The organism is Streptomyces sp. 1222.5, assembly GCF_900105245.1.
GTDB classification, from domain to species: Bacteria; Actinomycetota; Actinomycetes; order Streptomycetales; family Streptomycetaceae; genus Streptomyces; species Streptomyces albidocamelliae.
On the sequence record NZ_FNSZ01000001.1, the window covers coordinates 2,297,097 to 2,320,282 of the forward strand.

The following is a 23,186-nucleotide window of genomic DNA, read 5'->3' on the forward strand; positions in this document are numbered from 1 at the left end:
AGACGACTGTGACCTTGAAAGCACGGTTCGTCCCGGCTTCCTCCCCAAAGCCGGCCCCTTCCCCCCACCCAGGAGGCCTGGTGTCCGTTCTCCTCGAGCAGCCCGCAAGCCTGGTCGCCTACCGCCCGAACAAGCCGACCGCCATGGTGGTCGTGGCCGACCCGCGTGTCCGTTCCACCGTCACCCGCCATCTGTGGGCCCTCGGAGTACGCGACGTCATCGAAGCCTCGTCCGTCGCGGAGGCTCGTCCCCGCATCGGCAACCCGCGCGACATCTGCGTCGCCGACGTCCACCTGCCCGACGGCTCCGGCCTGACCCTGCTGTCCGAGACCCGCGCCGCGGGCTGGCCCAACGGCCTGGCCCTCTCCGCCGCCGACGACATCGGCGCGGTCCGCAACGCCCTGGCCGGAGGGGTCAAGGGCTACGTCGTCACCGGCACCCGCACCAACATCGGCCTCCCCAGCCGGCCCGGTGCCGCTCCCCTCGGCGGCGCCGCCCGCATGCACCGCCGTCCCCCGGGTGCCCCGAGCCACCCGGGTGGCTACCGGGAGCTGTCCGGGCGTGAGGTCGAGGTGCTGCGGCTGGTCGCCGAAGGCCAGTCGAACAAGGCCATCGGCGTCTCCATGGGCCTGTCCGCCCTCACCGTCAAGAGCCACCTGGCCCGCATCGCCCGCAAGCTGGGCACCGGCGACCGTGCCGGCATGGTGGCGGTGGCCCTCCGTACCGGAATCATCCACTGACCCCACTCCATGCCCCGCTCGGCGGAATCACCGGTTCTCTCGTGTGAACCGGAAGTTTCACCGACCTGACTGGTTTACGACCCTCGGGCGCCCGTCGACGGAACGTTCCGGCGACGGGCGCCTTCCACACACCGATACCCTTGACAGGTGACCGACGCCCAAGACACCGCAGCAGACAGTTCCCTGCGCACCAGCGGAGGCACGCCTCCCGAAGACGCCGGATCTTCTGAGGCGGGGGCGCCGACACCGCTGCTCGAGCCCCGCGAGGGCATTCCGCCCGTGATCGCCGACGAGGCGGCCCTCGCCGAGGTCGTCGCCGCGTTCGCCGCCGGCACCGGCCCCGTGGCCGTGGACGCCGAGCGCGCCTCCGGCTACCGGTACGGCCAGCGGGCCTACCTGGTGCAGCTGCGCCGCGAGGGCGCCGGCACCGCACTGATCGACCCCGTCGCCTGCCCGGACCTGTCCGGCCTGGGCGCCGCGCTGTCCGGCGTCGAGTGGGTGCTGCACGCGGCCACCCAGGACCTGCCCTGTCTGCGCGAGATAGGCATGGTCCCGACCCGCATCTTCGACACCGAGCTGGCCGGCCGGCTCGCCGGCTTCCCCCGGGTGGGCCTCGGCGCCATGGTCGAGGGCGTCCTCGGCTACGTCCTGGAGAAGGGCCACTCGGCCGTCGACTGGTCGACCCGGCCGCTGCCCGAGCCCTGGCTGCGCTACGCCGCCCTGGACGTCGAGCTCCTCGTCGACCTGCGCGACGCCCTGGAGAAGGAGCTGGACCGGCAGGGCAAGCTGGAGTGGGCCCTGCAGGAGTTCGACGCGATCGCGGCCGCGCCGCCCGCCGAGCCCCGCAAGGACCCCTGGCGCCGGACGTCCGGGATGCACAAGGTGCGCCGGCGCAGGCAGCTGGGCGTCGTCCGGGAGCTGTGGCAGACCCGGGACCGCATCGCGCAGCGCAGGGACGTGTCACCGGGCAAGGTGCTGAGCGACGCCGCGATCGTGGAAGCCGCACTCGCCCTCCCCTCCGGCGTGCACGCGCTGTCCGCGCTGAACGGGTTCGGGCACCGGATGGGCCGCCGGCAGCTGGAGCAGTGGCAGGCCGCCGTCGACCGGGCCAGGGCCCTCCCCGACGCCGCGCTGCCGCAGCCGGGCCAGCCGGTGACCGGCCCGCCGCCGCCGCGTGCGTGGGCCGACAAGGACCCGGCCGCCGCCGCTCGGCTGTCCGCCGCCCGGGCCGGGGTCTCGGCACTGGCCGAGGAGCTCGGCATGCCCCAGGAGAACCTGGTGTCCCCGGACACGGTCCGGCGGCTGTGCTGGGAGCCGCCCGCGGTCGCGGACGCCCCGGCCGTGCGGACGGCGCTGGCGGACTACGGCGCGCGTCCGTGGCAGGTGGAGCAGGTGACTCCGGTGCTGGTCGCCGCACTGGCGACGAACGACGCCTGATCCACCGCGGGACGGGCCGCACCGGCAGCCGCGGGATCGTCATGGCTGGTCGCGGCGGTCCTCCGCGCCCCGACGGGCGGGCCGCCGGCGCCACCGGCGCATCGAGATCAAGCCATCCCGACGTGCGCGGCCCTCGCGCACGGCCGCGCCCTGCCCTCGTTCGGCACCGGCTTCCCGGTGTGACCTTCGCCGCTCCCTCCGGCAGGACTGTGCAGCTACGTTACTCATAAGTAGCATGGGTCCTGAGCGCGCGCTCAGCGCAACGCAGCAGTGCCATCCCGCACCCTGGAGGAGAGCCATCGTGCCTCGTACCGTCAGGGACGTCGTCTTCGTCGACGGCGTCCGCACCCCGTTCGGCAAGGCGGGCCCGAAGGGCATCTACCACGAGACCCGTGCCGACGACCTCGTCGTGAAGGCGATCCGGGAGCTGCTGCGCCGCAACCCCGGCCTGGACCCCAAGAAGATCGACGAGGTCGCCATCGCCGCGACCACGCAGATCGGCGACCAGGGCCTGACCATCGGCCGCACCGCCGGCATCCTCGCCGGTCTGCCGCAGTCCGTACCCGGTTACTCCATCGACCGCATGTGCGCCGGCGCCCTGACCGCCGTCACCGCGGTCGCCGGTTCCGTCGCCTTCGGCGCGTACGACGTCGCCGTCGCCGGCGGTGTCGAGCACATGGGCCGCCACCCGATGGGCGAGGGCGTGGACCCCAACCCGCGGTTCGTCAGCGAGAAGCTGGTCGACGAGTCGGCCCTGTTCATGGGCATGACGGCGGAGAACCTGCACGACCGCTACCCGAACATCACCAAGCAGCGCGCCGACGAGTACGCGGTGCGCTCGCAGGAGAAGGCCGCCAAGGCGTACGCCAACGGCAAGATCCAGCAGGACCTCGTGCCGATCTCGGTGCGCCGGACCAGCCCCGAGGGCGGCGAGACCGGCTGGGGCCTCGTCACCGCCGACGAGCCGATGCGCCCGGGTACGACCCTGGAGAGCCTCTCGGGTCTCAAGACGCCGTTCCGCGTGCACGGCCGGGTCACCGCCGGCAACGCGGCCGGTCTGAACGACGGCGCCACCGCGTCGCTCATCGCGAGCGAGGACTTCGCCCGCGAGAACGGCCTGCCCGTCAAGATGCGCCTCGTCTCCTACTCCTTCGCGGGTGTGGAGCCCGAGGTCATGGGCTACGGCCCGATCCCGGCCACGGAGAAGGCCCTCACCCAGGCGGGCCTGTCCATCTCCGACATCGGCCTGTTCGAGATCAACGAGGCCTTCGCCGTCCAGGTCCTGGCCTTCCTCGACCACTACGGCATCGCGGACGACGACGAGCGCGTCAACCAGTACGGCGGCGCGATCGCCTTCGGTCACCCGCTCGCCTCCTCCGGCGTCCGTCTGATGACGCAGCTGGCCCGCCAGTTCGAGGAGCAGCCGCAGGTCCGCTACGGCCTCACCACCATGTGCGTCGGCTTCGGCATGGGCGCGACGGTCATCTGGGAGAACCCGCACTTCGACGGAGGCGACAAGTGAGCACCACCGCTGAACTCCTGAAGGGCGCGGCCGAGCTGTTCCCGGACGAGGTCGTCACGCAGGCGCACGTACGCCACTTCGACCTGCCGTTCGGTGCCGGCCGGTTCGCGTTGATCACGCTGGACAACGGCCTGGACCACACCAAGCCGACCACCTTCGGCCCGCAGTCGCTGGCGAACCTCAACGCCGCGATCGACCAGGTGGAGAAGGAGGCGGCCGACGGCACGATCGTCGGTGCCGGTGTCACCGGCAAGCCGTTCATCTTCGCCGTCGGCGCCGACCTCAAGGGCGTCGAGCTGCTGAAGCGGCACGAGGACGCGCTGGCCATCGGCAAGGGCGGCCACGAGGTCTTCAAGCGCCTCGCGTCCCTCGCGGTCCCGACCTTCGCCTACTACAACGGCGCGGCCATGGGCGGCGGCGTCGAGGTCGGCCTGCACTGCACCTACCGGACCGTCTCCAAGGCGATCCCGGCGTTCTCGCTGCCCGAGGTCTTCCTCGGTCTCGTCCCGGGCTGGGGCGGCTGCGCGCTGCTGCCGAACCTGATCGGCGCCGAGAAGGCCGTCTCGGTCATCATCGAGAACTCCCTGAACCAGAACAAGCAGCTCAAGGGCAAGCAGGTCTTCGACCTGGGCATCGCCGACGCCCTCTTCGAGGGTGCCGACTTCCTGGAGCAGTCGCTGATCTGGACCGCCCAGGTGCTCAAGGGCGACGTCAAGGTCGAGCGTCCCGCGATCGACCGCGGCGAGGGCTGGGACGAGGCCGTCGCCAAGGGCCGCTTCATCGCGGACTCCAAGGTGCACGGCGCGGCCCCGGCCGCCTACCGCGCCCTCGACATCATCGCGGCCGCCAAGGACGGCGACCTGCAGCAGGGCTTCGACGCCGAGGACCAGGCCCTCGCCGACCTGATCATGGGTGGCGAACTGCGCTCCGGCATCTACGCGTTCAACCTGGTGCAGAAGCGCGGCAAGCGTCCCGCGGGCGCCCCGGACAAGAGCCTGGCCCGCCCGGTCACCAAGGTCGGCGTCGTCGGCGCCGGTCTGATGGCCTCGCAGCTCGCCCTGCTCTTCCTGCGCCGCCTCGAGGTGCCGGTCGTGCTGACCGACATCGACCAGGAGCGCATCGACAAGGGTGTGGGCTACGTCCACGCCGAGATCGAGAAGCTGCTCGGCAAGGGCCGGATCAACCAGGACAAGGCCAACCGCCTCAAGGCGCTGGTGACCGGTGTCCTGGACAAGGCCGAGGGCTTCTCCGACGCCGACTTCGTCATCGAGGCCGTCTTCGAGGAGATCGGCGTCAAGCAGCAGGTGTTCGCGGAGGTCGAGGCGGTCGCCCCGGCGCACGCGATCCTCGCCACCAACACCTCCTCGCTGTCGGTGACGGAGATGGCGTCGAAGCTGCAGCACCCCGAGCGGGTCGTCGGCTTCCACTTCTTCAACCCGGTCGCGGTGCTGCCGCTGCTGGAGATCGTCCGCGGCGAGCAGACCGACGACGCGTCCCTCGCGACCGCGTTCGCCGTCGCCAAGAAGCTGAAGAAGACCGCGGTCCTCACCAAGGACGCCCCGGCGTTCGTCGTGAACCGCATCCTGACCCGCTTCATGGGCGAGATCCAGAACGTCATCGACGAGGGCACCCCGGTCGAGGTCGCCGAGAAGGCCATCGAGCCGCTCGGTCTGCCGATGTCCCCGCTGGTGCTGCTGGAGCTGGTCGGCCCGGCGATCGGTCTGCACGTCTCGGAGACCCTCAACCGGGCCTTCCCGGACCGCTTCACGGTCTCCCCGAACCTCGCGGCCGTCGTCAAGGCGGGCAAGCGCGGCTTCTACGTCTACGACAGCGGCAAGCCGGAGCTGGACCCGGAGGTCGCCGCGCTGCTGAAGCAGGGCGACGTCGTGCTGACCGAGGAGCAGGTGCGGGCGCGGGTGCTCGACGCGGTGGCGCAGGAGATCGGGCTCATGCTCGACGAGGGCGTCGTCGCCGAGGCCCAGGACATCGACCTGTGCCTCATCACGGGCGCCGGCTGGCCCTTCCACCTGGGCGGCATCACGCCGTACCTGGACCGCGAGGGTGTCTCGGAGCGCGTGAACGGCAAGAAGTTCCTGGCTCCGGGCGTGGCGAGCGTCCCGGCGTAACGCCGATCGGTGCACGACAGGGGGCCTCCGCCGTGGCGGAGGCCCCCTGTCGCGTCGCTCAGTAGGTGCCGCCGTAGTAGGGCACCGCGCCCGCTCCGGCCGGGACGTCCATGACGGTGAACGGCACCTGGGTCACGGCCGATTCGCCGCCCGCGGTGTCCACGGCGAAGACGTCGACGATGTGCACGCCGGGGCTCCACGGCCAGCCCGAGTCCCATGACCAGCTGCCGTTGGGAGCGACCGCGGCGCCGCCCAGCAGCACCCCGTTCTCCCGGAACCCGATCTGCGCGGCGCCCGGGGCGGCCCCGCTGAAGACCACGCGGGCGTCCATCACCTGCTCGTGGGCGACGGGTGCGAGCACCATGGGCGCCGCCTCGCTGTGCCCGACCGTTGACACCCTGGCGTCCGGCATCCCCTGACCGGAGGCGAAGGACGGGACGGCCGGTGCGTCCACCGCGGTGAACGGCACCTCGGACCGCTCGGAGTGGAAGCCCTCGCCGTTCACCGCGAAGAGCCTGACGAGGTGCTTGCCCTTGGTCCAGGACCGGTTCAGCTCCCAGGTCCACGTGCCGTCGGGGGCGACGGGCGGCGAGCCGAGGAACTTGCCGTGCTCCCACAGGCTCACCCGGACGGCGCCGGGCGCGACGCCGGTGAACACGGCTCCGGTCATGGGGACTTCGGCGTTGAAGGCGGGGGCCAGCACCGTCGGCGGCGGGAAGCTGTGCGAGTCCTTCACCATCGAGGTGCCGGACAGGTAGGCGTTGATCCCCGACTTGTCGCGGTCGGGCTCCTCGTAGCCGTTGCGCACGAAGCCCAGGCGCGGCGGCATCCCGTCGGCCAGAAGGTTGACGATGCCCATGAGCGCGGGGACGTTGCGCCGGGTGACCTGGGTGTGGTCGGTGATGAACGGCGATTCGCTGTAGATGAAGTTGAAGTTCTCGTAGCCCTGGAAGAGGCCGAGGAAGGGTTCCACCTGGGCCGTGTACTGCTCGTCCTGCGGAGAGGAGAGCAGGTAGATGTTGGCCTCCCTGTTGGTTCCCGAACGCACCAGCTCGGGCAGGATCGCGTCCACGGCGCGCACGTTCTCCTCCGGCACCCCCTCGCCCAGCATGAACGCGGCGACCTTGGGGTGGACGGTGGCGACGTACGTGCCGACGAGGAACTGCGGGACGATCGAGACGATGTTGCGGAAGCCGTACCGCAGCCCGAAGTAGAGGGCCGCGCTGCCGCCCTTGGAGCCGCCCCACATGGTGACGTCGTCGGGGGTGAGGGAGAGCGCCTTCATGACGTTGAAGATGAGCGTGGCGACGGACTGCTCCAGCGAGAAGTCCATGTCCTGGCACAGGTAGTAGCTGTTCATGCCCTGGAACCGGTCACGGATCCAGAGGATGTTCGCCCTGACGTTGTCGAAGACGCCGTTGGACCAGCCGTAGTCGTCGGGCGCCGAGAAGTTGGCGAAGACGACGACCAGGTGCCTGTTGCCGTTCTTGGCGTGGGCGAACCGGTATTCGACGGGGAACGTCCCGGAGGCTTCGATCCCGTTGAGCAGTTGCCGCCCTGTCGCGGGTGATTTGGACATGTACGGACTCCACTCTCGGTTGTGCTTCGAAGTCGGTCGGGTGCGGCGTACCGGATGATTGGCCAATGATCAGTTGATCGGACATGATGTCCTGATGTTTCGGACCAGTTCCGCGTCGGCGGCCGGCTCCGGCGGCTCCCGGTGGCGCGGCCCGGTGGCCGTCGCGGCGGCACTGCTGGGCCTCGTGACAGCGGTGGCGTCGGCCCAGCTGTCCGGGCCGGCGCGGTCCGCGGCGCCGCGGCGCACCCTCACCGTGGCCACCTGGAACATGTGCGGCGTCGAGCAGTGGAACTGCCGCAGCACCGGGAGCCCCACCGCCAAGAGGAACGCGCTGGAGGCGATGGCCTCCCGGTCCGGCGCGCGGGTGTTCTTCCTGCAGGAGGTCTGCGCCGGTGATCTGGACAGGGTGCGCGCGGACCTCGGCGCCTCCTGGCACACCGAGTTCCGGCCCTACACCTGGCGCGGCGTCACGGGGCGTACGACCACGGTGCGCTGCGCCGGAGCCGGGCAGGGTGCCGCCGGTGTCGCGCTGCTGTCGGCGTACCGGCTGTCGGCCGTCGAGCCGGTGGAGTCGCGTCAGCCCGCCGTGGGGCTGCGGCGCGGCATCCTGTGCGCCACGGTCGCGGACCAGGGCGTCCGGGTGTGCACCGCTCATCTCAGCAGGCCGGGGGACGACCGCGCCCACCCGGACTGGGAGCTCCGCGACGACCAGTTGAAGGCACTGGCGGCGGCGGTGCCGGGGCGCACGGTGTACGGCGGTGACCTCAACACCGACCCACCGGGGCCGCGCGACCCCGACTCCTGGATATGGCCGGCCGGGCCCTACCGCGCCCAGCGGGAGTGCGATCAGGCGTCCGCGTCGTCCCGCTCCGGCCGGCCCACGCATGTCTCGGGGCACAAGATCGACTACCTGTTCTCCGACCTGCCCCGCCTCGACTGCTCGGTGCGCGGTACCGGCGCGTCCGACCACTACGCCCTGCTCCTGCGGGTCCGGACGCGCTGACGGTTGGCCGGCCCGGCGGGCGCGGACGGGCGCCTGCGGCTGGTTCACCGGCGAGGTCATGGCTGCCGGCAGCCGTTCGCCGTGGCACGGACCGGCGTCACACGACCACGCCCTCGTACGCCCGGCCGTCCGGGGAGGCCGCGGCCGCGGGGAACTGCCCGGCCGGAGCGGACCAGGTGCCGGGGTGGGGCTGGCCGGGCACCGCGTCCACCAGGTGGGTGGCGTGGCCGGCGGGGGGCTGCTGGGCGGCCGTCTGCGGCGCGGCGAACCAGTTGTGGTCGTGCCACTGGTGGATCGGGGTGAGCGCCCGCACGGTGTGGCGGGTGTCGACGGTACCGACCGCCGGGGCGTGCGCGTCCCCGGGCGCGAGGTCACCGCCTGCGACCAGCATCCGGTCGGCGAGCCGCGCGGACGCGTAGCCGTCGTCCAGGTCGCAGAACTCGCGCTGGAACCAGCGGTAGCGCTCCGCGTAGTGCTGCTGGATCCGGTCGATCCCGCGAATGGCGGTCACCAGGTCCTCGGAGCGGTACAGCAGCGGGCCGGGGGCGCTGTTCTCGAAGTCGAAGTAGAAGCCGCGCAGCGTGTCGCGGTAGTGGTCCAGGTCGTAGGTGAAGAAGAGGATGGGCCGCCCGGTGTTGACGTAGTCGAACATCAGGGACGAGTAGTCCGTGATCATCACGTCCGTGATGAGCGACAGGTCGGCCATGTCGGGGTAGTCGGAGACGTCGAAGACGAATCCGTCGCCGGCGCCCGGCACCGGGTCCACCACGTTCGGATGGCGGCGCACCAGGAGCACGTGGTCGGCGCCGAGTCGGGCGCGCGCGTCGTCGAGGTCGACCCGGAAGTCGAGCTTGTACTTGCCCGGAGCGTAGAACTGGTCGTCGCGCCAGGTGGGCGCGTACATCACCACGCGCTTACCCTCGGGCAGACCGATGCGCCGCCGGATCTCCCGCTCCCGCTCCTCCATGCCCGGCCGGCGCAGGATGTCGTTGCGCGGGTAGCCCGACTCCACCATCTCCCCGGGGAAGCCGAAGGCCCGCTTGAGGATCGGGGTGGAGAAGCTGTTGGGCGAGACCAGCATGTCCCAGTTCTGCACCTCCTTCTCGACCCGCTCCAGGTAGCGCTGGTCGGCGAAGTGGATGGCCTCGATGTCGTGGCCGATCTTCTTCAGCGGGGTGCCGTGCCAGGTCTGCACGACGACCTGGCCCTCGCGCTTCTGGAACCAGTCGGGGAGGTGGTTGTTGGCGACGACGTACCGGCTGCGCGCGAGGGCGTCGTACCACTCGGGCGACCACATGCGCACCGGCTTCGCCGTGGCCGGCACCTGCACCTGGTCGTCCCGTACGACCCAGAGGTGTTCCAGATCCGTGCCGCGGCGGACGAGTTCCTCGTGCAGGGCCCGCGGGCTGTCGGAGTACTGGGTGCCCTTGAAGGCGTCGAAGAGGACCGCTTGACGCACCGGTGCGCGGCGCGCCGCCGGGTAGGCCCGGGTGCGCAGCTGCTTCTGGCGGTAGGGGCCGCGGGCATGGTCGGGCATGGCCGAGTGGACCATCACGGAGAGCCGGTCGTACGCCTCGGCCTGGATCTCGTAGCGGCGCTCGCCGCGCTCGTAGTCCTGGGGGAACGCGCCGACGACGTCCTGGTGGAGCTTGACCATCAGGTCCTCGAGCCGGTCCTCGCGGGCGACCGCCGAGAGGTCCTGGCGGCGCAGGAAGAAGTCCCACCGGCCGGCGGCGAGGGGGATCTCCCCGGCGAGCGTGCGCATGGCGGCGGGGCTGAGGACCGCGCCGAACCGGGAGCCGTCCCAGACCAGCGGGACGGTGCGTTCCGCGCCGTGCGCACGCGAGCGCACGACCAGGTGCGCGGCCCGGTACTGCTCGGGGGTCAGGCGGTCGGCGGTGTCGTACCGGCCCTGGATCTCCATCGAGCCGTCCTCCCGCCAGGCCACGTGCGTGGCCATCGGCAGGGCGGCGCGCTCGAAGAGCACCAGGTAGCCGGAGCCGTTGCGGTGGACGACGACCTCCCGGTCGCCCTCGCGGGTCTGGAGCGCGGCGGGCATGCGGTAGAAGCCGTCCTCGGTGTCCTCCGCGACCACCGGGTAGATGGGCGCCTTGCGCCCCTCGACGTGGAAGGTGGTCTTCCAGCCGTTGCTGCCCATGCTCCAGGACTGCGGGATGTCCGTGCCCGCCTGGGCGTCGGCCCGGAACTTCGGGACCAGGTGGCGCAGCGGGATCCTGGCCGCGAAGGTGCACCAGCCGTCGCCGCCCGGGGTGAACCACACCCGGCCGTCGTGCCGTCCGGCGCCGCTCATGCTGGTCACCCGGAGCTTGCCCCAGTCCGGGACCTTGGGACCGAGATAGACGCCGCGCAGCTCCAGCTGGTCGCCGACGAGGCGGTGGCTGGTGATCCGGCAGCGCACGACCTCCACGCGCAGCTTCAGCTTGTCCTGGAGGAACAGCGGCAGGATGCGGGTGTTCTTGTCGACGTACCGGTACGGCGGGTTGGCGGCGCTGCCGGCGCCGCCGCGGTTGATGCCCCGGTAGCGGAAGAGGCCGCGGCTGAGGACGCCGGCCGCGACGTCCCAGGTGCCCTCGACCCACTTGCCCTTCTGCTTCAGGCGCGTCGTGTCGATCCGCGTCTCGAAGCCGGCCCAGTCGTAGCAGTAACGATTCTGCGCCGAGTTCTCGGTGGCCTGCGGTGCGTACGTGGTCTTCGCCGGCGTGACGACCATCCGGCCCTGCTTCTTGTTGCGCAGGGCGATCGCCTTCACCGACATGTGCTTCTTGTGCACGTTGATGAAGCGGACGTAGGCGGTCCCGCTGAGCGTGAGCAGGTCCGAGTTCTCGCTCCAGCGCGCGGCGCTCAGGGCGCCGTGCAGGGAGAACTCCTTGTCCAGCCGGTACGCCTTCTTGTCGAGGCCGACCTCCCGGTCCCCGAGGCCGGGGTAGTTCAGGTAGCGGTGGAAGCGGCGGTGCACGGGCAGCGGGCCGCCGCGGCGCTCGAACTCCAGGACCTCGAGGAGCTGCGGCAGCCGGTCCTCGCGCACCAGGAGCCACTTGACCCGGGCCTCGGCGGGCAGTTCGTCGATGACGGTGAGGTCCGCCTCGTCGAGGAACTCGTTCGCCCACCGCATGAACGACTCGCGGTACTCCTCGTCGGCGTCCGGGAGTACCTTCAGGTGCAGCAGCAGGTCGGACTTCAGGCACGCGAGGTCGTACTTGCGCTTGCTGTCCAGGTACGCGCGCGAGCCCTGCTCGGCGAGGAAGCGGCTGACCGTCTGCACGGCCGTGACACGGTCGCGCAGGTTCGACAGCTCGGTGTAGCGCTGGGTGATGGACGGGGCGGCTCCGCCCTCACGGCGGCGCCAGTAGTAGACGACGTCCGTGAGGACGTCGACCTTCTCGGCACGGAAGTGGGCGTACATGTTGACCCAGGAGTCCTCGTACAGAACTCCCTCGGGGAACCGGATCCCGTTGCCGTCCCAGAAGGACCGCCGGAACACCTTGTTCCACACCGTGCGGTCGTAGATCAGGGCGTCGAACTTCGTGATGTGGGTGCCGCGCCGGTTCTTCTGCATCGGCCCCTTGTGCAGCGGTGACTGCCACTTCTTGGTGGAGTTCATCATCTGCACGTTGCCCGAGACGAAGTCCGCCGCGGATTCGTCGAGGGTGCGGATCAGCAGCTCGTAGGCGTATTCGGGGATGACGTCGTCGCCGTCCACGAACGCGAGGAACTCCGCGTGCGGGTGCAGGGAGCGCAGGCCCGCGTTCCGGGCGTGCCCGGGGCCGTGCGCGTGCTGGCGGATGAGCTTGAAGCGCGGGTCCGCGGCGCAGAAGTCGGCGGCGATGCGCACCGAACCGTCGCTGGAGCCGTCGTCGACGAGGATCACCTCGAAGTCGCGGAACGACTGACGGGCGATCGACTCCAGGCATTCGGCCAGGTAGTGCTCGACATCCTGAAAGGGAACGACGACACTCAGGCGCGGATGATCCGCCAACTCGCACTCCTACCCAGACATTTCGTCCACCGGGACATCGAACAGTCCCGTACCGGACGCCCCACCCTCAAAGCGGCCGTGCACCCGGGCCGACCCCCTTGCCGGCCGTGCACCATCCGCACCTGTGACCCCGGTAAAACCCCCTCCACCGTTGTTCACAGATGAACCACATCTTATTTCACTCTTACCAGTGGTCAAGACTTGTTCATGTGCCATCCATCTCAGTCCCTGGGTATCGTCACCCGCCCCCCAAATCCCCTTGGCGAGATGCCTATAGTTCTCCCACTGCATCCACAGCATTGGGCCGGCCTCCCCCCACCCGGGCCCCGATCCTCCGCATCGCGGAGCCCGTGAGGAGAGGAACCGAAGGCGATGACGCACAGCGCCACCACCGAGCCGCGGCGTGCCCGCCGGGGCGCGTCGAACGGCGGGCGGCGAAAGCCGCGGGGCGGCAAGAGGCGCTGGGGCCGCATCGTGCTGCTGTCCGTCCTGGTCCTGCTGCTGGCCGCGGGCGGCGTGGGCTACTGGCTCTACAGCGACCTCAACGACAACATCAAGGGCGTCGACATCGACAAGGCGATCGGTGACGACCGCCCGCAGAAGCTGCCCACGTCGGGTCAGAACATCCTGATCCTGGGGTCCGACTCACGGGCCGGCGCCAACGCCTCCCTGCACACGGGCAACGTCTCCGGCGCGCGCTCGGACACCGCGCTCGTGATGCACATACCCGAGGGCCGCACCAAGGCCGTCGCGATCAGCATCCCCCGCGACACCCTGGTGACCCGGCCCGACTGCACGAAGACGGACGGCACCGAGGTGGCCTCCGCGAAGCGTGTGATGTTCAACTCCATCTATTCCCAGGTGGGTCCGGCCTGCGTGGTCAAGACCGTCGAGCAGATCTCGGGGGTCCGCATGGACCACTACGTCGAGATCGACTTCGCCGGCTTCAAGGGGCTGGTGGACGCGATAGGCGGCGTGGACGTCACCGTGGACAAGGACATCCACGACTCCTCCAGCGGCCTGGACCTGTCCGCCGGATCGCACCGGCTGGACGGCACGCAGGCGTTGCAGTTCGTCCGCACCCGGCACGGGATAGGCGACGGCAGCGACCTCGGCCGGATCGGACTGCAGCAGCAGTTCATGATCGCGCTGCTCTCCGAGATCAAGAAGCAGGACCTCCTGGGCAGCCCCACCAAGACCTACAAGATCGCCGACGAGCTCACCGCCGCGCTCACCACCGACTCCGACCTCGCCTCGCTCTCCAAACTGGCGGAGTTCGGCCGCAGTCTGAACGGCGTCGACCCGTCCACCATGGAAACGATCATGCTGCCGGTGGCGTACGACAAGGTCGACCCCAACCGTGTCGTGGCGGCGGAGCCGCAGGCCACCCAGCTCTGGAAGGCGATCCGGTCGGACGCCGAGATCCCCGAGTCGGCGAAGAAGTCGCCCGCGACGGGCGGCTGACGACACCACGGTGCCGGCCGGCCGCTGCTTCAGCGGCCGGCCGGCACCGTGCGTCCGTGCGCCGGAACTCCGGCGCGTCGGTGGATCAGAGCCTGTGCCAGTGGGTCAGGGAGAGTCCGGCGCCGTCCTCCTGACGGGCCACCTTGGGCGCGCCGTCGGGGCCGATGAGCGCCATGACCACACGGCCCCGGCCGTCCCGCGCCAGTGCCGGGCCGCCCTGGCAGGCCTCGGCCAGGACGTACCACCAGAACCCGGCCTCCTCGTTCTCGGTGCCGCCCATCCCCAGCACGGGCGAGCCGTCCTGGTCCCGGTAGGCGAGGACGAGGCAGTCGTAGCCGTCCAGATCGGTGCGCAGCACCGCGTACGGCCGCTCGGCCGCGGACCCGCCGAGCATGGTCGGCCAGCCGCCGATCCGCCAGGCCGCGGCGACACCGCTGTCCGCCTCCCTCCAGAAGAACGTGGCCCGGTCGGGCGCTGTCTCGGCAGCGGCGAGGGTGCCGGGCGCCGCGCGCAGCGAGAAGCCGCGCGGGCTGCCGAAGTCCCCGCCGGGCGCGGACTGACGCCAGATCAGCACGCCGGTCCCGGCCGCGGCGCAGACCTCCATCCGGCCGCTCGCCAGGACGACCGAGGCGGGCGGCCCGTCGAGGCCGTTGCCGTGCAGGTCCTCCCACGCCCGCCACTTGCCGTTCGGGGCCTCGCGGCGCAGCATCAGGCCGCCGTGGCCGCCGCGCACGAAGACGTGCACCGTGCCGTCCTGCGCGACCGCGCCGGCCGGCCGGCCCACGTCCCCGTCGGGGTGCGGGGTGCCGAGCGAACGCCAGTCGGTGAAGGCGAGGCCCGTCTGGTACTGGATGGCGTGCACGATGTCGACGTTCGGCGAGCCGTCGGCCTTGGTGCGCTCGCGGCGCCCGAGGAAGTGGACGTAGCCGTCGGCGCCCTGGACCACGGTCAGCTCGGTGAGCCCCGGCACGGCCACGAAGTGCGGGCCGCTCCATTCGGGGCCGCCGGCCGTGGTCTCCGTCCAGCGCAGGAGTCCGCCGTCCGTGGGCGCGTAGAGGGTGAGCCGGCCGTCCTTGCCCCGGGTGAGCCAGTTGCCGTGAGCGACCCCGGACGCGACCCGTCCCTGTCCCTCACCTGAGCGCCCCACCGGGCGGGCGGCCTCCACGGGGCCCGCCTGCCTTCTCCGCATGGCCTCGTGCACCTTCCTGAAGTCCGCCGCATCACGGCCACGGGAACCCTGAAACTCGAACCATCATATGCTCTTCGCGCAAGCGTTCCCCAGCCTCCACCGTCCCGGCGCACAGGGGGCGTGCCGCGGCTCACCTCTACCCTTGGGCCATGACCGACGCTCCCCGCTCCCCGGACGCGGACGACCCGCTGCTCGTCATCGTGGACGGCGCCAACGTCGTCGGATCGCGGCCCGACGGCTGGTGGCGCGACCGCCGGGGTGCCGCCGAGCGCCTCCGCGACCGGCTGGCCGGTGCGGGGCTGCCGGGCCCGCCTGCGCCCGTGGAGATCGTGCTGGTGGTCGAGGGTGCGGCGCGTGGCGTGGAGTCGGTGCCGGGTGTCCGGGTGGAGTCCGCGCCCGGCAGCGGCGACGACCGGATCGTGGAGCTGGCCGCCGAGCACGCCGGCCGGCCCCGCCTCGTGATCACCGCCGACCGGGAGCTGCGCCGGCGGGTGACCGGCCTGGGCGCCGAGGTGGCCGGCCCGCGCGCGGTACTCGGCTGACCCGGGCCGGCGGCAGCGGCCGTCTCCCCGGGCCGTCCCGGCACCCGGCCGCCTCCGAGCCGGCCCGGCTACTCCCCCGACAGCCGGGTGTACAGGACCGCGCCGTCCACCCTGGCGATCTCCTCGTAGCGTGACTCCAGCAGGCGGCGCAGGGTCGGCACGCGCGTGGGGGCGTACGGCTGGCCGCGGGAGTCGTCGACGACCAGGGCGGGGCTGTGGGCGCTCATCTCCCGCCGGAAGACCGGCCAGGTGCCCGCGACGGCGTACTTCTCGCCGACCTGCGGTCCGTCCCGGCCGCCGCTGTAGTTGGTGAGCAGGCCCGCGGTGAGGAAACGGGTCGCGGGGGTGCGGCCGGCCAGCCAGTACGTCTCCGGGTGTATGCCCCAGACGAGTACGCGGTCGGCGGACTTCGTGCGGTGTTCCAGGGCGGTCGCGAGCCGCTGGGCGTGGGCGAGGTCGGCGCGCGCGGCGAAGAGGCCCCAGACGAGGAAGCAGGCGCAGCAGCAGGCCGAGGTGAGCACGGCCCGCACGCGCCGTTCCCGGGGCAGGACGTGCAGCGCCCGGGTGGCCAGCAGGGCGAGCGGCGCGGTGAGTTGCAGGTAGTAGTGGCCGAAGAAGTGGAAGCCGAGGGCCACGGCGGCCGCCGAGGAGGCCAGCCACAGCCAGAGGTCCGCCGCTCCGGAGCGCGCGGTGCGCAGGGACCGCACGACGGGCGGGAGCAGGCCCGCCGAGGCGCCGGCCAGGATCGCGGTGTTCGTCAGCGCCCGGACCAGGACGTGGAGTTCGGAGCCGGTGAAGGAGGCGTACGCGGCGGAACCGGTCACCGTCCAGAACAGGAACCCGGCCGGGTCGGTCAGGAGGGCCGCGCCGAGCACCGGCACGGTCAGCCCGGCCGCGAGCCGCAGCAGGCCCGCGCGCGAGGCGCCGTGCCGGTGCAGCAGCAGGGCCACCGGCAGCAGCACCGCTCCGCCGGTCTGCTTGGTGAGGAACGCGGCGGCGACGGCGGCACCGGCCGCGCCCCAGCGCCCCCGGTCGGCGCACCACACGGCCGCGGCCGTGCAGGGCAGTATGAACACCTCGAACGTGGCGGCCTGCGCGTCCTCGGGGTTGAGCCCGACGGAGACCAGCAGGTACAGCACCCCGGCGGTCCGGCCCGCGCCGTCGCCCCAGCGGCGGCGGGCGATCGAGACGAGCAGAAGCGCGGTGAGCAGCTGGGCGAGGACCGCGAGCACTCTCAACGGGGTGAGGGAGCCCGAGCCGCACAACGCGAACGCGCCCTCGTACAGCCAGGGCAGCAGCGGCGGTTTGCGGTCCACGACGGTGTCGTAGAGGTGCCCGCCCTGGGTGAGCAGGCGGGCCTGCACGGCGAGGTAGCCCTCATCCGGGTTCCACAGCGGGCGGACGAAGGACGGCACCCGGGTCACGCAGGCCAGGAGCGCCAGGAGGGGCAGCAGCCGCGTCCAGAACGCCGTCCGGGTGGGTGCGGTCCGGGCGGGGGCGAGCGCGGCGGCGAGCATGGGCAGCACGCTATCCGGCCCCGACGTCTCCGCCGAAGCGGGACATACGGGGCCAGGGCGACGAGGTGGAGGTTACGGGGCGTTTCCGGCGGGCGGCGGGGGCGCCTTCTCCGCCGTCTGCCCGCTCGTGGCGAGGCGGCTGTGCTTACGGCCGTAGAGGAAGTAGACGAAGAAGCCGATCACCATCCAGATGGCGAACCGCAGCCAGGTCTCGGCCGGCAGGTTGAGCATCAGCCACAGCGTGGCGCAGACGGACACGATCGGCACGAAGGGCACCCACGGGGTCCGGAAGGCACGCGGCAGGTCCGGGCGGGACTTGCGCAGGATGATCACGCTGATCGCGACGACCACGAAGGCGAACAGCGTGCCGATGTTCACCAGTTCGGCCAGCTCGCTCAGACTGGTGAAGCCGGCGACGATCGCGATGATCACACCGAGCAGGATGGTGGGCCGGTGCGGGGTCTTGAACTTCGGGTGGACGCGCGAGAAGAAGCGCGGCAGCAGTCCGTCGCGGCTCATCGCGAAGAACACCCGGGTCTGGCCCAGCAGCAGGATCAGGCACACGGTGGTCAGGCCGATGGCGGCGCCGAAGCTGATCACGCCCGCGTACCAGGGGTGCCCGATGGCCTTGAAGGCGTCGGCGAGGGGGGCCTCCACCGACAGCCGGGTGTACTTCTGCATGCCGGTGACGACGATGGACACGGCGACGTACAGCACGGTGCAGATGAGCAGCGAGCCCAGGATGCCGCGCGGCATGTCCCGCTGCGGGTTGCGGGTCTCCTCCGCGGCGGTGGCGACGATGTCGAAGCCGATGAAGGCGAAGAACACCACCGAGGCCGCGGTGAAGATGCCCATCACGCCGAAGTTGGCCGGTGCCCAGCCGAACATCAGCTGCACGAGCGGGGCGCCCAGGTTGCCGCCCGCCTTCACCGGCTCCGCGGGCGGGACGAACGGCTTGTAGTTCTCGCCGCGGATGAAGAACGCGCCGGCGATGATCACGATCAGCACGACGGCCACCTTGATGGCGACGACGACCGAGGTGATCCGCGCGGACAGCTTCATGCCGAGGACGAGGATGCCGGTGAGCACCAGCACCAGGGCGGCGGCGAGGATGTCGAAGCCGAATCCGTGGGCGCCGTCCCGCCCGGCGAGGTACGCCGGCAGGTGCCAGCCGGCGTTGTCCAGCAGCGAGCGGATGTAGCCGGCCCAGCCGACCGCCACCACCGCCGTGCCCAGCGCGAACTCCAGCACCAGGTCCCAGCCGATGATCCAGGCGGGCAGCTCGCCGAGGGAGGCGTAGCTGAACGTGTACGCCGAGCCCGCCACGGGGACCGTGGACGCGAACTCCGCGTAGCACAGGGCGGCGAGGGCGCAGACGACACCGGCCGCGACGAAGGACAGGGCCACCGCCGGACCGGCGTTGTTCCTGGCGACCTGTCCGGTGAGGACGAAGATGCCGGTGCCGATGATGACACCGACACCGAACACCGTCAGATCGAGCGCGGAGAGGGACTTCTTGAGCGAATGCTCCGGTTCCTCGGTGTCCCGGATGGACTGCTCGACGTTTTTCGTCCGGAAGAGCGCGCTGCTCACGTTCCTGCCTCCCACGCTTGTGAGGCCTCGATATGGCTCAACATGATCGAGAGGGTCGGGACTCGTATGCCCCGGCACAGGCAGGTTCACGCAGACGGGCCGGTTCCGCCACCGCAGAAGGCGGCGGAACCGGCCCGGAAGTGCGCTGTCCCTAGTCGCGCGCGGTTTCCACGGATTCCACCGCGTCCGCCGTTCGGTCGAACCGGCCGTCCATCTTGGAGACCAGGCCGGTGACCTGACGGGCGATGTCCGGCGCGGTCAGCCCGATCTCGGCGAGCACCTCGGCGCGGGAGGCGTGGTCGAGGAAGCGCGGCGGGATGCCGAAGTCACGCAGCGGGACGTCCACGCCCGCGTCGCGCAGGGTCTGGGCGACGGCCGAGCCGACGCCGCCGACGCGGCTGTTGTCCTCGACGGTGACGACGACCCGGTGCCGCTCCGCGAGCGGGGCCATGGCCTCGTCGACGGGCTTGACCCAGCGCGGGTCGACCACGGTGGTGGAGATGCCCTGCTTGTCGAGCAGGCCGGCGACCTCCAGGCACATCGGGGCGAGCGCGCCCACCGAGACCAGCAGCACGTCCGGCTTGTCGGTGCCGGGCTCGCGCAGCACGTCCATGCCGCCGACGCGGCCGACCGCCGGTACGGCGGGGCCCACGGCTCCCTTGGAGAAGCGCACGACGGTCGGCGCGTCCTCGACGGCGACGGCCTCGCGCAGCTGGGCCCGCACCTGGTCGGCGTCGCGCGGCGCGGCGAGCCGCAACCCCGGCACGACCTGGAGCAGCGACATGTCCCACATGCCGTTGTGCGAGGCGCCGTCGGTGCCGGTGACACCGGCCCGGTCCAGCACGAAGGTGACCCCGCACTTGTGCAGGGCGACGTCCATGAGGACCTGGTCGAAGGCGCGGTTGAGGAAGGTGGCGTAGACGGCGAAGACGGGGTGCACGCCCGCGTGCGCGAGGCCGGCGGCGGAGACGGCGCCGTGCTGCTCGGCGATCCCGACGTCGTACACCCGGTCGGGGAAGCGCTTGGCGAACTTGTCCAGGCCGACCGGCTGGAGCATGGCCGCGGTGATGGCGACGATGTCGTCGCGCTCCTCGCCGAGCCGGACCATCTCCTCGCCGAACACGGAGGTCCAGTCGGCGCCGGAGGACGCGATCGGCAGACCGGTGTCGGGGTGGATCTTGCCGACGGCGTGGAAGCGGTCGGCCTCGTCCTGCAGGGCGGGCTGGTAGCCGCGGCCCTTCTCGGTGAGGCAGTGCACGATGACCGGGCCGCCGAACCGCTTGGCCCGCGCCAGCGCCGACTCCAGCGCCTCGATGTCGTGGCCGTCGATGGGGCCGACGTACTTCAGGCCCAGGTCCTCGAACATGCCCTGCGGGGCGATGAAGTCCTTCAGCCCCTTCTTGGCGCCGTGCAGGGTCTCGTACAGCGGCCTGCCGACGACCGGGGTGCGGTCGAGGATGTCCTTGGTGCGGGCGAGGAAACGCTCGTACCCGTCGGTGGTGCGCAGGGTCGCCAGGTGGTTCGCCAGGCCGCCGATGGTCGGCGCGTACGACCGCTCGTTGTCGTTGACGACGATGACCAGCGGGCGGTCCTTGGCCTCGGCGATGTTGTTCAGCGCCTCCCAGGCCATGCCGCCGGTCAGCGCGCCGTCACCGATGACCGCGACGACGTGGCTGTCCCGCCTGCGCAGCTCGTTGGCCTTGGCGATGCCGTCGGCCCAGCCGAGCACGGTCGAGGCGTGGCTGTTCTCGATGACGTCGTGCTCGGACTCGGCCTGCGAGGGGTAGCCGGACAGGCCGCCCTTCATCTTCAGCCGGGAGAAGTCCTGCCGGCCCGTGAGCAGCTTGTGCACGTACGACTGGTGGCCGGTGTCCCAGAGGACCTTGTCCTTCGGGGAGTGGAAGACGCGGTGCAGGGCGATGGTGAGCTCGACCACGCCGAGGTTGGGGCCGAGGTGGCCGCCGGTCTTGGAGACGGCGTCGACGAGGAAGGTCCGGATCTCCCCGGCCAGCTGGTCCAGCTCCTCCAGGCTGAGCCGGTCCAGATCGCGCGGTCCCCTGATGCGGGTCAGCATCGGCACCCGTGCCTCCTTGCAGTAGAGCTGATCGAGCTGTTGCCGGGCTTGTCGAGTCTAATGTTCGCGCTGTGCACGACACGACAGCGCCCGGCACCTTCGGAGTGCCGGGCAGCTGAGAAGGGGCGCGGGCGACCGCGTGGCCGGTCGCGGAGGACCGGAACCCGCGGTCGGACCCACGCCCCTGCGGCGGGACCGGGATCGCTTACGCGCGACCCGCCGTCTTCTGCGTCTTGCGGGTGATCGAGTCGATGACGACCGTGGTCAGCAGCACAGCCGCGGTGATCATGTACTTCACCGGCTCGGCGATGGACTCCAGCTGGAGACCGTACTGGATGGACACGATCACCAGCACACCGAGGAGCGCGTTCCACGTGCGGCCGCGGCCACCGAAGAGCGAGGTGCCACCGATGACGGCCGCGGCGATCGCGTTCATCAGCAGGTCACCGGTACCGGCGCTCTGGTTGGCGGAGGCGATCTTCGAGGCCAGGAAGAGACCGCCGATGGCGGCGAAGCCGCCGGAGATCGCGAAGACCGAGATGCGCACCGCGGTGACGTTGATGCCCGCACGCCGGGACGCCTCCACGCTGCCGCCGAGCGCGAAGATCTTGCGGCCGTACGGGGTGCGCCGGAGCACGAAGTCCGTGCCGACCAGGAAGGCGAGGAAGATCACCGTGGCCAGCGGCAGGCCCTTGTACTGGTTGTACAGGTAGGCCGCGGCGAAGGAGACGACGGCCAGCAGCACCGTGCGCAGGACCGTGTCGCTGAGCGGCCGGGACGGGACGCCCGCGGCCTCTCGGCGCCGGTTGCCGAGGAAGGAGCTGACGAAGAACAGCGCCACCACGACGACCGCCAGACCGTAGGCGGCGCCGACGTCCGTGAAGGTGTACGTGGTCAGCTTGCCGATCAGACCGTCGCTGTCGAGGTTGATCGTGCCGTCCTCGCCCAGCACCTTCAGCATGAAGCCGAGCCAGAACAGCAGGCCGGCCAGGGTGACGGCGAAGGCGGGGGCGCCGAGCACCGCGAAGAAGAAGCCGTGCAGCGAGCCGATGGCGGCACCGGCGGCGATGGCGACCAGCACGGCCACCCACTCGGGCCAGCCCTGGTTGACCGTGAGGACGGCGGCGAGGGCGCTGGCCGCGCCGCTGACCGAGCCGACGGAGAGGTCGATCTCGCCGAGCAGCAGCACGAAGACGATGCCGACGGAGATCATGCCCGTGCCGACCATCGTGACCGTGATGTTGCTGATGTTCTGCGCGGAGAGGAACTCGGAGTTCAGGACCTGGAAGATGATGCAGATGATCGCGAGACCCAGGACGACCGGGAGGGAACCCAGCTCACCGGCCTTCATCTTGCGCTTGAACTCGGTCCAGTAGCCGAGCAGGCCCTGCTCGCGCACCAGGAGGCGCGGGTCGACCGCGGTGACGGCGGCGGCCGCTGCCTCGGGGTTCTCGACGACGTGCTCGCCCTCGCCGGGCGTCTTGTCGAGATTCGCGGAGGTGTTGTCGAGGCTCACTTGGAAACCTCCCCGTTCGTGCTGGACGTGCGCGCGGCACGGCGGGTCACGGCGTTGTCGGTGGCGCCGGTGATGGCGGAGATGATCTCCTCCTGCGAGGTCGTCTTGACCTCGAAGACGCCGTTGTTGCGGCCGAGGCGCAGGACGGCGACCTTGTCGGCCACCGCCTTCACGTCCGCCATGTTGTGGCTGATGAGGATGACGGCGTGACCGCGCTCGCGCAGGCGCTCCACCAGGTCGAGGACCTGGGCGGTCTGCTCGACGCCGAGGGCCGCGGTGGGCTCGTCGAGGATGACCAGCTTCGGGTCGCCGAGCATGGAGCGGGCGATGGCCACGGTCTGGCGCTGACCGCCGGAGAGCGAGGCGATCGGGATGCGGACGCTCGGGATGCGGATCGAGAGGGTGGTGAGGAGCTCGCGGGCGCGGCGCTCCATCTCCACCTCGTCGAGGACGCCCCACTTCCTCAGCTCACGGCCGAGGAACAGGTTGCCGACGACGTCGATGTTGTCGCACAGCGCGAGGTCCTGGTAGACCGTCGCGATGCCCAGGGACTGGGCGTCGTGCGGGCGGCTGATGGAGACGGCTTCGCCGTTCCACTCGATAGCGCCCTCGTCGATGGGGTGCACGCCGGCGATCGTCTTGACCAGCGTGGACTTTCCGGCACCGTTGTCGCCCACCAGGGCGACCACCTCACCGGCGTGGACCTCAAGCTCTACGTCGGTGAGCGCCTGAACGGCACCGAACCGCTTGGAGACCCCGCGCAACGCCAGCACGGGCGTAGCGGACACGTGAACCATCTCCTTCGCCGCCTGACCCGGCGGGAGGTTGTGCAGAAGTTTGGAGGAGTTTTCCGTCCGGCGCCCCGCGCCGAGCTTGCGGGGCTGTGT

15 protein-coding genes are annotated in these 23,186 nt (G+C 71.1%); 7 read left to right on the forward strand and 8 right to left on the reverse strand.

All coding sequences use genetic code 11. The features are described from left to right. Positions 1 to 80: 80 nt before the first annotated feature. The 4 genes from BLW57_RS10350 to BLW57_RS10365 all read left to right on the forward strand — a co-directional run bounded on the left by BLW57_RS10350 (position 81) and on the right by BLW57_RS10365 (position 5,825). Positions 81 to 740 carry a response regulator transcription factor gene (locus BLW57_RS10350; protein ID WP_093473897.1) on the forward strand — a complete coding sequence of 220 codons (660 nt, stop codon included), beginning with the start codon at positions 81 to 83 and terminating at the stop codon, positions 738 to 740. A 147-nt stretch (positions 741 to 887) separates the two neighbouring features. Then, positions 888 to 2,177, forward strand: coding sequence for an HRDC domain-containing protein (locus BLW57_RS10355; protein ID WP_093473899.1), 1,290 nt, complete (start codon positions 888 to 890; stop codon positions 2,175 to 2,177). 301 nt (positions 2,178 to 2,478) lie between these two features. Then, positions 2,479 to 3,699, forward strand: coding sequence for a thiolase family protein (locus BLW57_RS10360; protein ID WP_093473900.1), 1,221 nt, complete (start codon positions 2,479 to 2,481; stop codon positions 3,697 to 3,699). After that, entirely contained in the window at positions 3,696 to 5,825 is a 2,130-nt protein-coding gene (locus BLW57_RS10365) for a 3-hydroxyacyl-CoA dehydrogenase NAD-binding domain-containing protein (RefSeq protein ID WP_093473901.1), read from the forward strand. The genes BLW57_RS10360 and BLW57_RS10365 overlap by 4 nt, the downstream gene beginning before the upstream one ends. A 58-nt stretch (positions 5,826 to 5,883) precedes the next feature. On the opposite strand, the gene BLW57_RS10370 is transcribed toward BLW57_RS10365, so the two are convergent. Continuing rightward, positions 5,884 to 7,404, reverse strand: coding sequence for a hypothetical protein (locus BLW57_RS10370; protein ID WP_093473903.1), 1,521 nt, complete (start codon positions 7,402 to 7,404; stop codon positions 5,884 to 5,886). Between the two features lie 94 nt (positions 7,405 to 7,498). On the opposite strand from BLW57_RS10370, the gene BLW57_RS10375 reads away from it, so the two are divergent. Then, positions 7,499 to 8,407, forward strand: a complete 909-nt coding sequence (locus BLW57_RS10375; RefSeq protein ID WP_093473904.1) for an endonuclease/exonuclease/phosphatase family protein — start codon at positions 7,499 to 7,501, stop codon at positions 8,405 to 8,407. Positions 8,408 to 8,504: 97 nt separating this feature from the next. On the opposite strand, the gene BLW57_RS10380 is transcribed toward BLW57_RS10375, so the two are convergent. Next, positions 8,505 to 12,404: a bifunctional glycosyltransferase/CDP-glycerol:glycerophosphate glycerophosphotransferase gene (locus tag BLW57_RS10380; RefSeq protein ID WP_093473906.1), complete on the reverse strand. Its 3,900-nt coding sequence runs from the start codon at positions 12,402 to 12,404 to the stop codon at positions 8,505 to 8,507. 372 nt (positions 12,405 to 12,776) lie between these two features. Between BLW57_RS10380 and BLW57_RS10385 the strand changes: the two genes are divergently transcribed. Beyond that, the gene (locus BLW57_RS10385; protein WP_093473907.1) at positions 12,777 to 13,868 is read left to right on the forward strand and encodes an LCP family protein; all 1,092 of its coding nucleotides are present in this window, start codon (positions 12,777 to 12,779) and stop codon (positions 13,866 to 13,868) included. Positions 13,869 to 13,953: 85 nt separating this feature from the next. Here BLW57_RS10385 and BLW57_RS10390 read toward each other — a convergent pair whose 3' ends face one another. Further along, complete coding sequence (locus BLW57_RS10390) at positions 13,954 to 15,057, reverse strand: DUF8189 domain-containing protein (RefSeq protein WP_093480638.1); 1,104 nt, start codon at positions 15,055 to 15,057, stop codon at positions 13,954 to 13,956. A 149-nt stretch (positions 15,058 to 15,206) separates the two neighbouring features. Between BLW57_RS10390 and BLW57_RS10395 the strand changes: the two genes are divergently transcribed. Next, a complete protein-coding gene (locus BLW57_RS10395) occupies positions 15,207 to 15,599 on the forward strand; it encodes a PIN domain-containing protein (RefSeq protein ID WP_093473909.1) in 393 nt (130 codons plus the stop codon). Positions 15,600 to 15,667: 68 nt separating this feature from the next. On the opposite strand, the gene BLW57_RS10400 is transcribed toward BLW57_RS10395, so the two are convergent. From BLW57_RS10400 to BLW57_RS10420, 5 genes are all read right to left on the reverse strand, one after another. After that, entirely contained in the window at positions 15,668 to 17,116 is a 1,449-nt protein-coding gene (locus BLW57_RS10400; protein ID WP_093473910.1) for a glycosyltransferase family 39 protein, read from the reverse strand. Positions 17,117 to 17,188: 72 nt separating this feature from the next. Next, positions 17,189 to 18,709, reverse strand: a complete 1,521-nt coding sequence (locus BLW57_RS10405) for an amino acid permease (protein WP_093473912.1) — start codon at positions 18,707 to 18,709, stop codon at positions 17,189 to 17,191. Between the two features lie 151 nt (positions 18,710 to 18,860). Further along, positions 18,861 to 20,789 carry a 1-deoxy-D-xylulose-5-phosphate synthase gene (gene dxs / locus BLW57_RS10410; protein WP_093473913.1) on the reverse strand — a complete coding sequence of 643 codons (1,929 nt, stop codon included), beginning with the start codon at positions 20,787 to 20,789 and terminating at the stop codon, positions 18,861 to 18,863. Positions 20,790 to 20,988: 199 nt separating this feature from the next. After that, positions 20,989 to 22,299, reverse strand: a complete 1,311-nt coding sequence (locus tag BLW57_RS10415) for a sugar ABC transporter permease (RefSeq protein WP_093473915.1) — start codon at positions 22,297 to 22,299, stop codon at positions 20,989 to 20,991. Further along, positions 22,296 to 23,096 carry an ATP-binding cassette domain-containing protein gene (locus BLW57_RS10420; RefSeq protein WP_073897473.1) on the reverse strand — a complete coding sequence of 267 codons (801 nt, stop codon included), beginning with the start codon at positions 23,094 to 23,096 and terminating at the stop codon, positions 22,296 to 22,298. The genes BLW57_RS10415 and BLW57_RS10420 overlap by 4 nt, the downstream gene beginning before the upstream one ends. Positions 23,097 to 23,186: the final 90 nt, after the last annotated feature.

What these genes read in the sequence shown, in the direction of transcription:
- BLW57_RS10400 (WP_093473910.1), bottom strand. Translation starts at nt 17,116, where the DNA reads ATGCTCGCCGCCGCGCTCGCCCCCGCCCGGACCGCACCCACCCGGACG.
- BLW57_RS10395 (WP_093473909.1), top strand. Translation starts at nt 15,207, where the DNA reads ATGACCGACGCTCCCCGCTCCCCGGACGCGGACGACCCGCTGCTCGTC.
- BLW57_RS10385 (WP_093473907.1), top strand. Translation starts at nt 12,777, where the DNA reads ATGACGCACAGCGCCACCACCGAGCCGCGGCGTGCCCGCCGGGGCGCG.
- BLW57_RS10370 (WP_093473903.1), bottom strand. Translation starts at nt 7,404, where the DNA reads ATGTCCAAATCACCCGCGACAGGGCGGCAACTGCTCAACGGGATCGAA.
- BLW57_RS10420 (WP_073897473.1), bottom strand. Translation starts at nt 23,096, where the DNA reads ATGGTTCACGTGTCCGCTACGCCCGTGCTGGCGTTGCGCGGGGTCTCC.
- BLW57_RS10390 (WP_093480638.1), bottom strand. Translation starts at nt 15,057, where the DNA reads ATGCGGAGAAGGCAGGCGGGCCCCGTGGAGGCCGCCCGCCCGGTGGGG.
- BLW57_RS10375 (WP_093473904.1), top strand. Translation starts at nt 7,499, where the DNA reads ATGTTTCGGACCAGTTCCGCGTCGGCGGCCGGCTCCGGCGGCTCCCGG.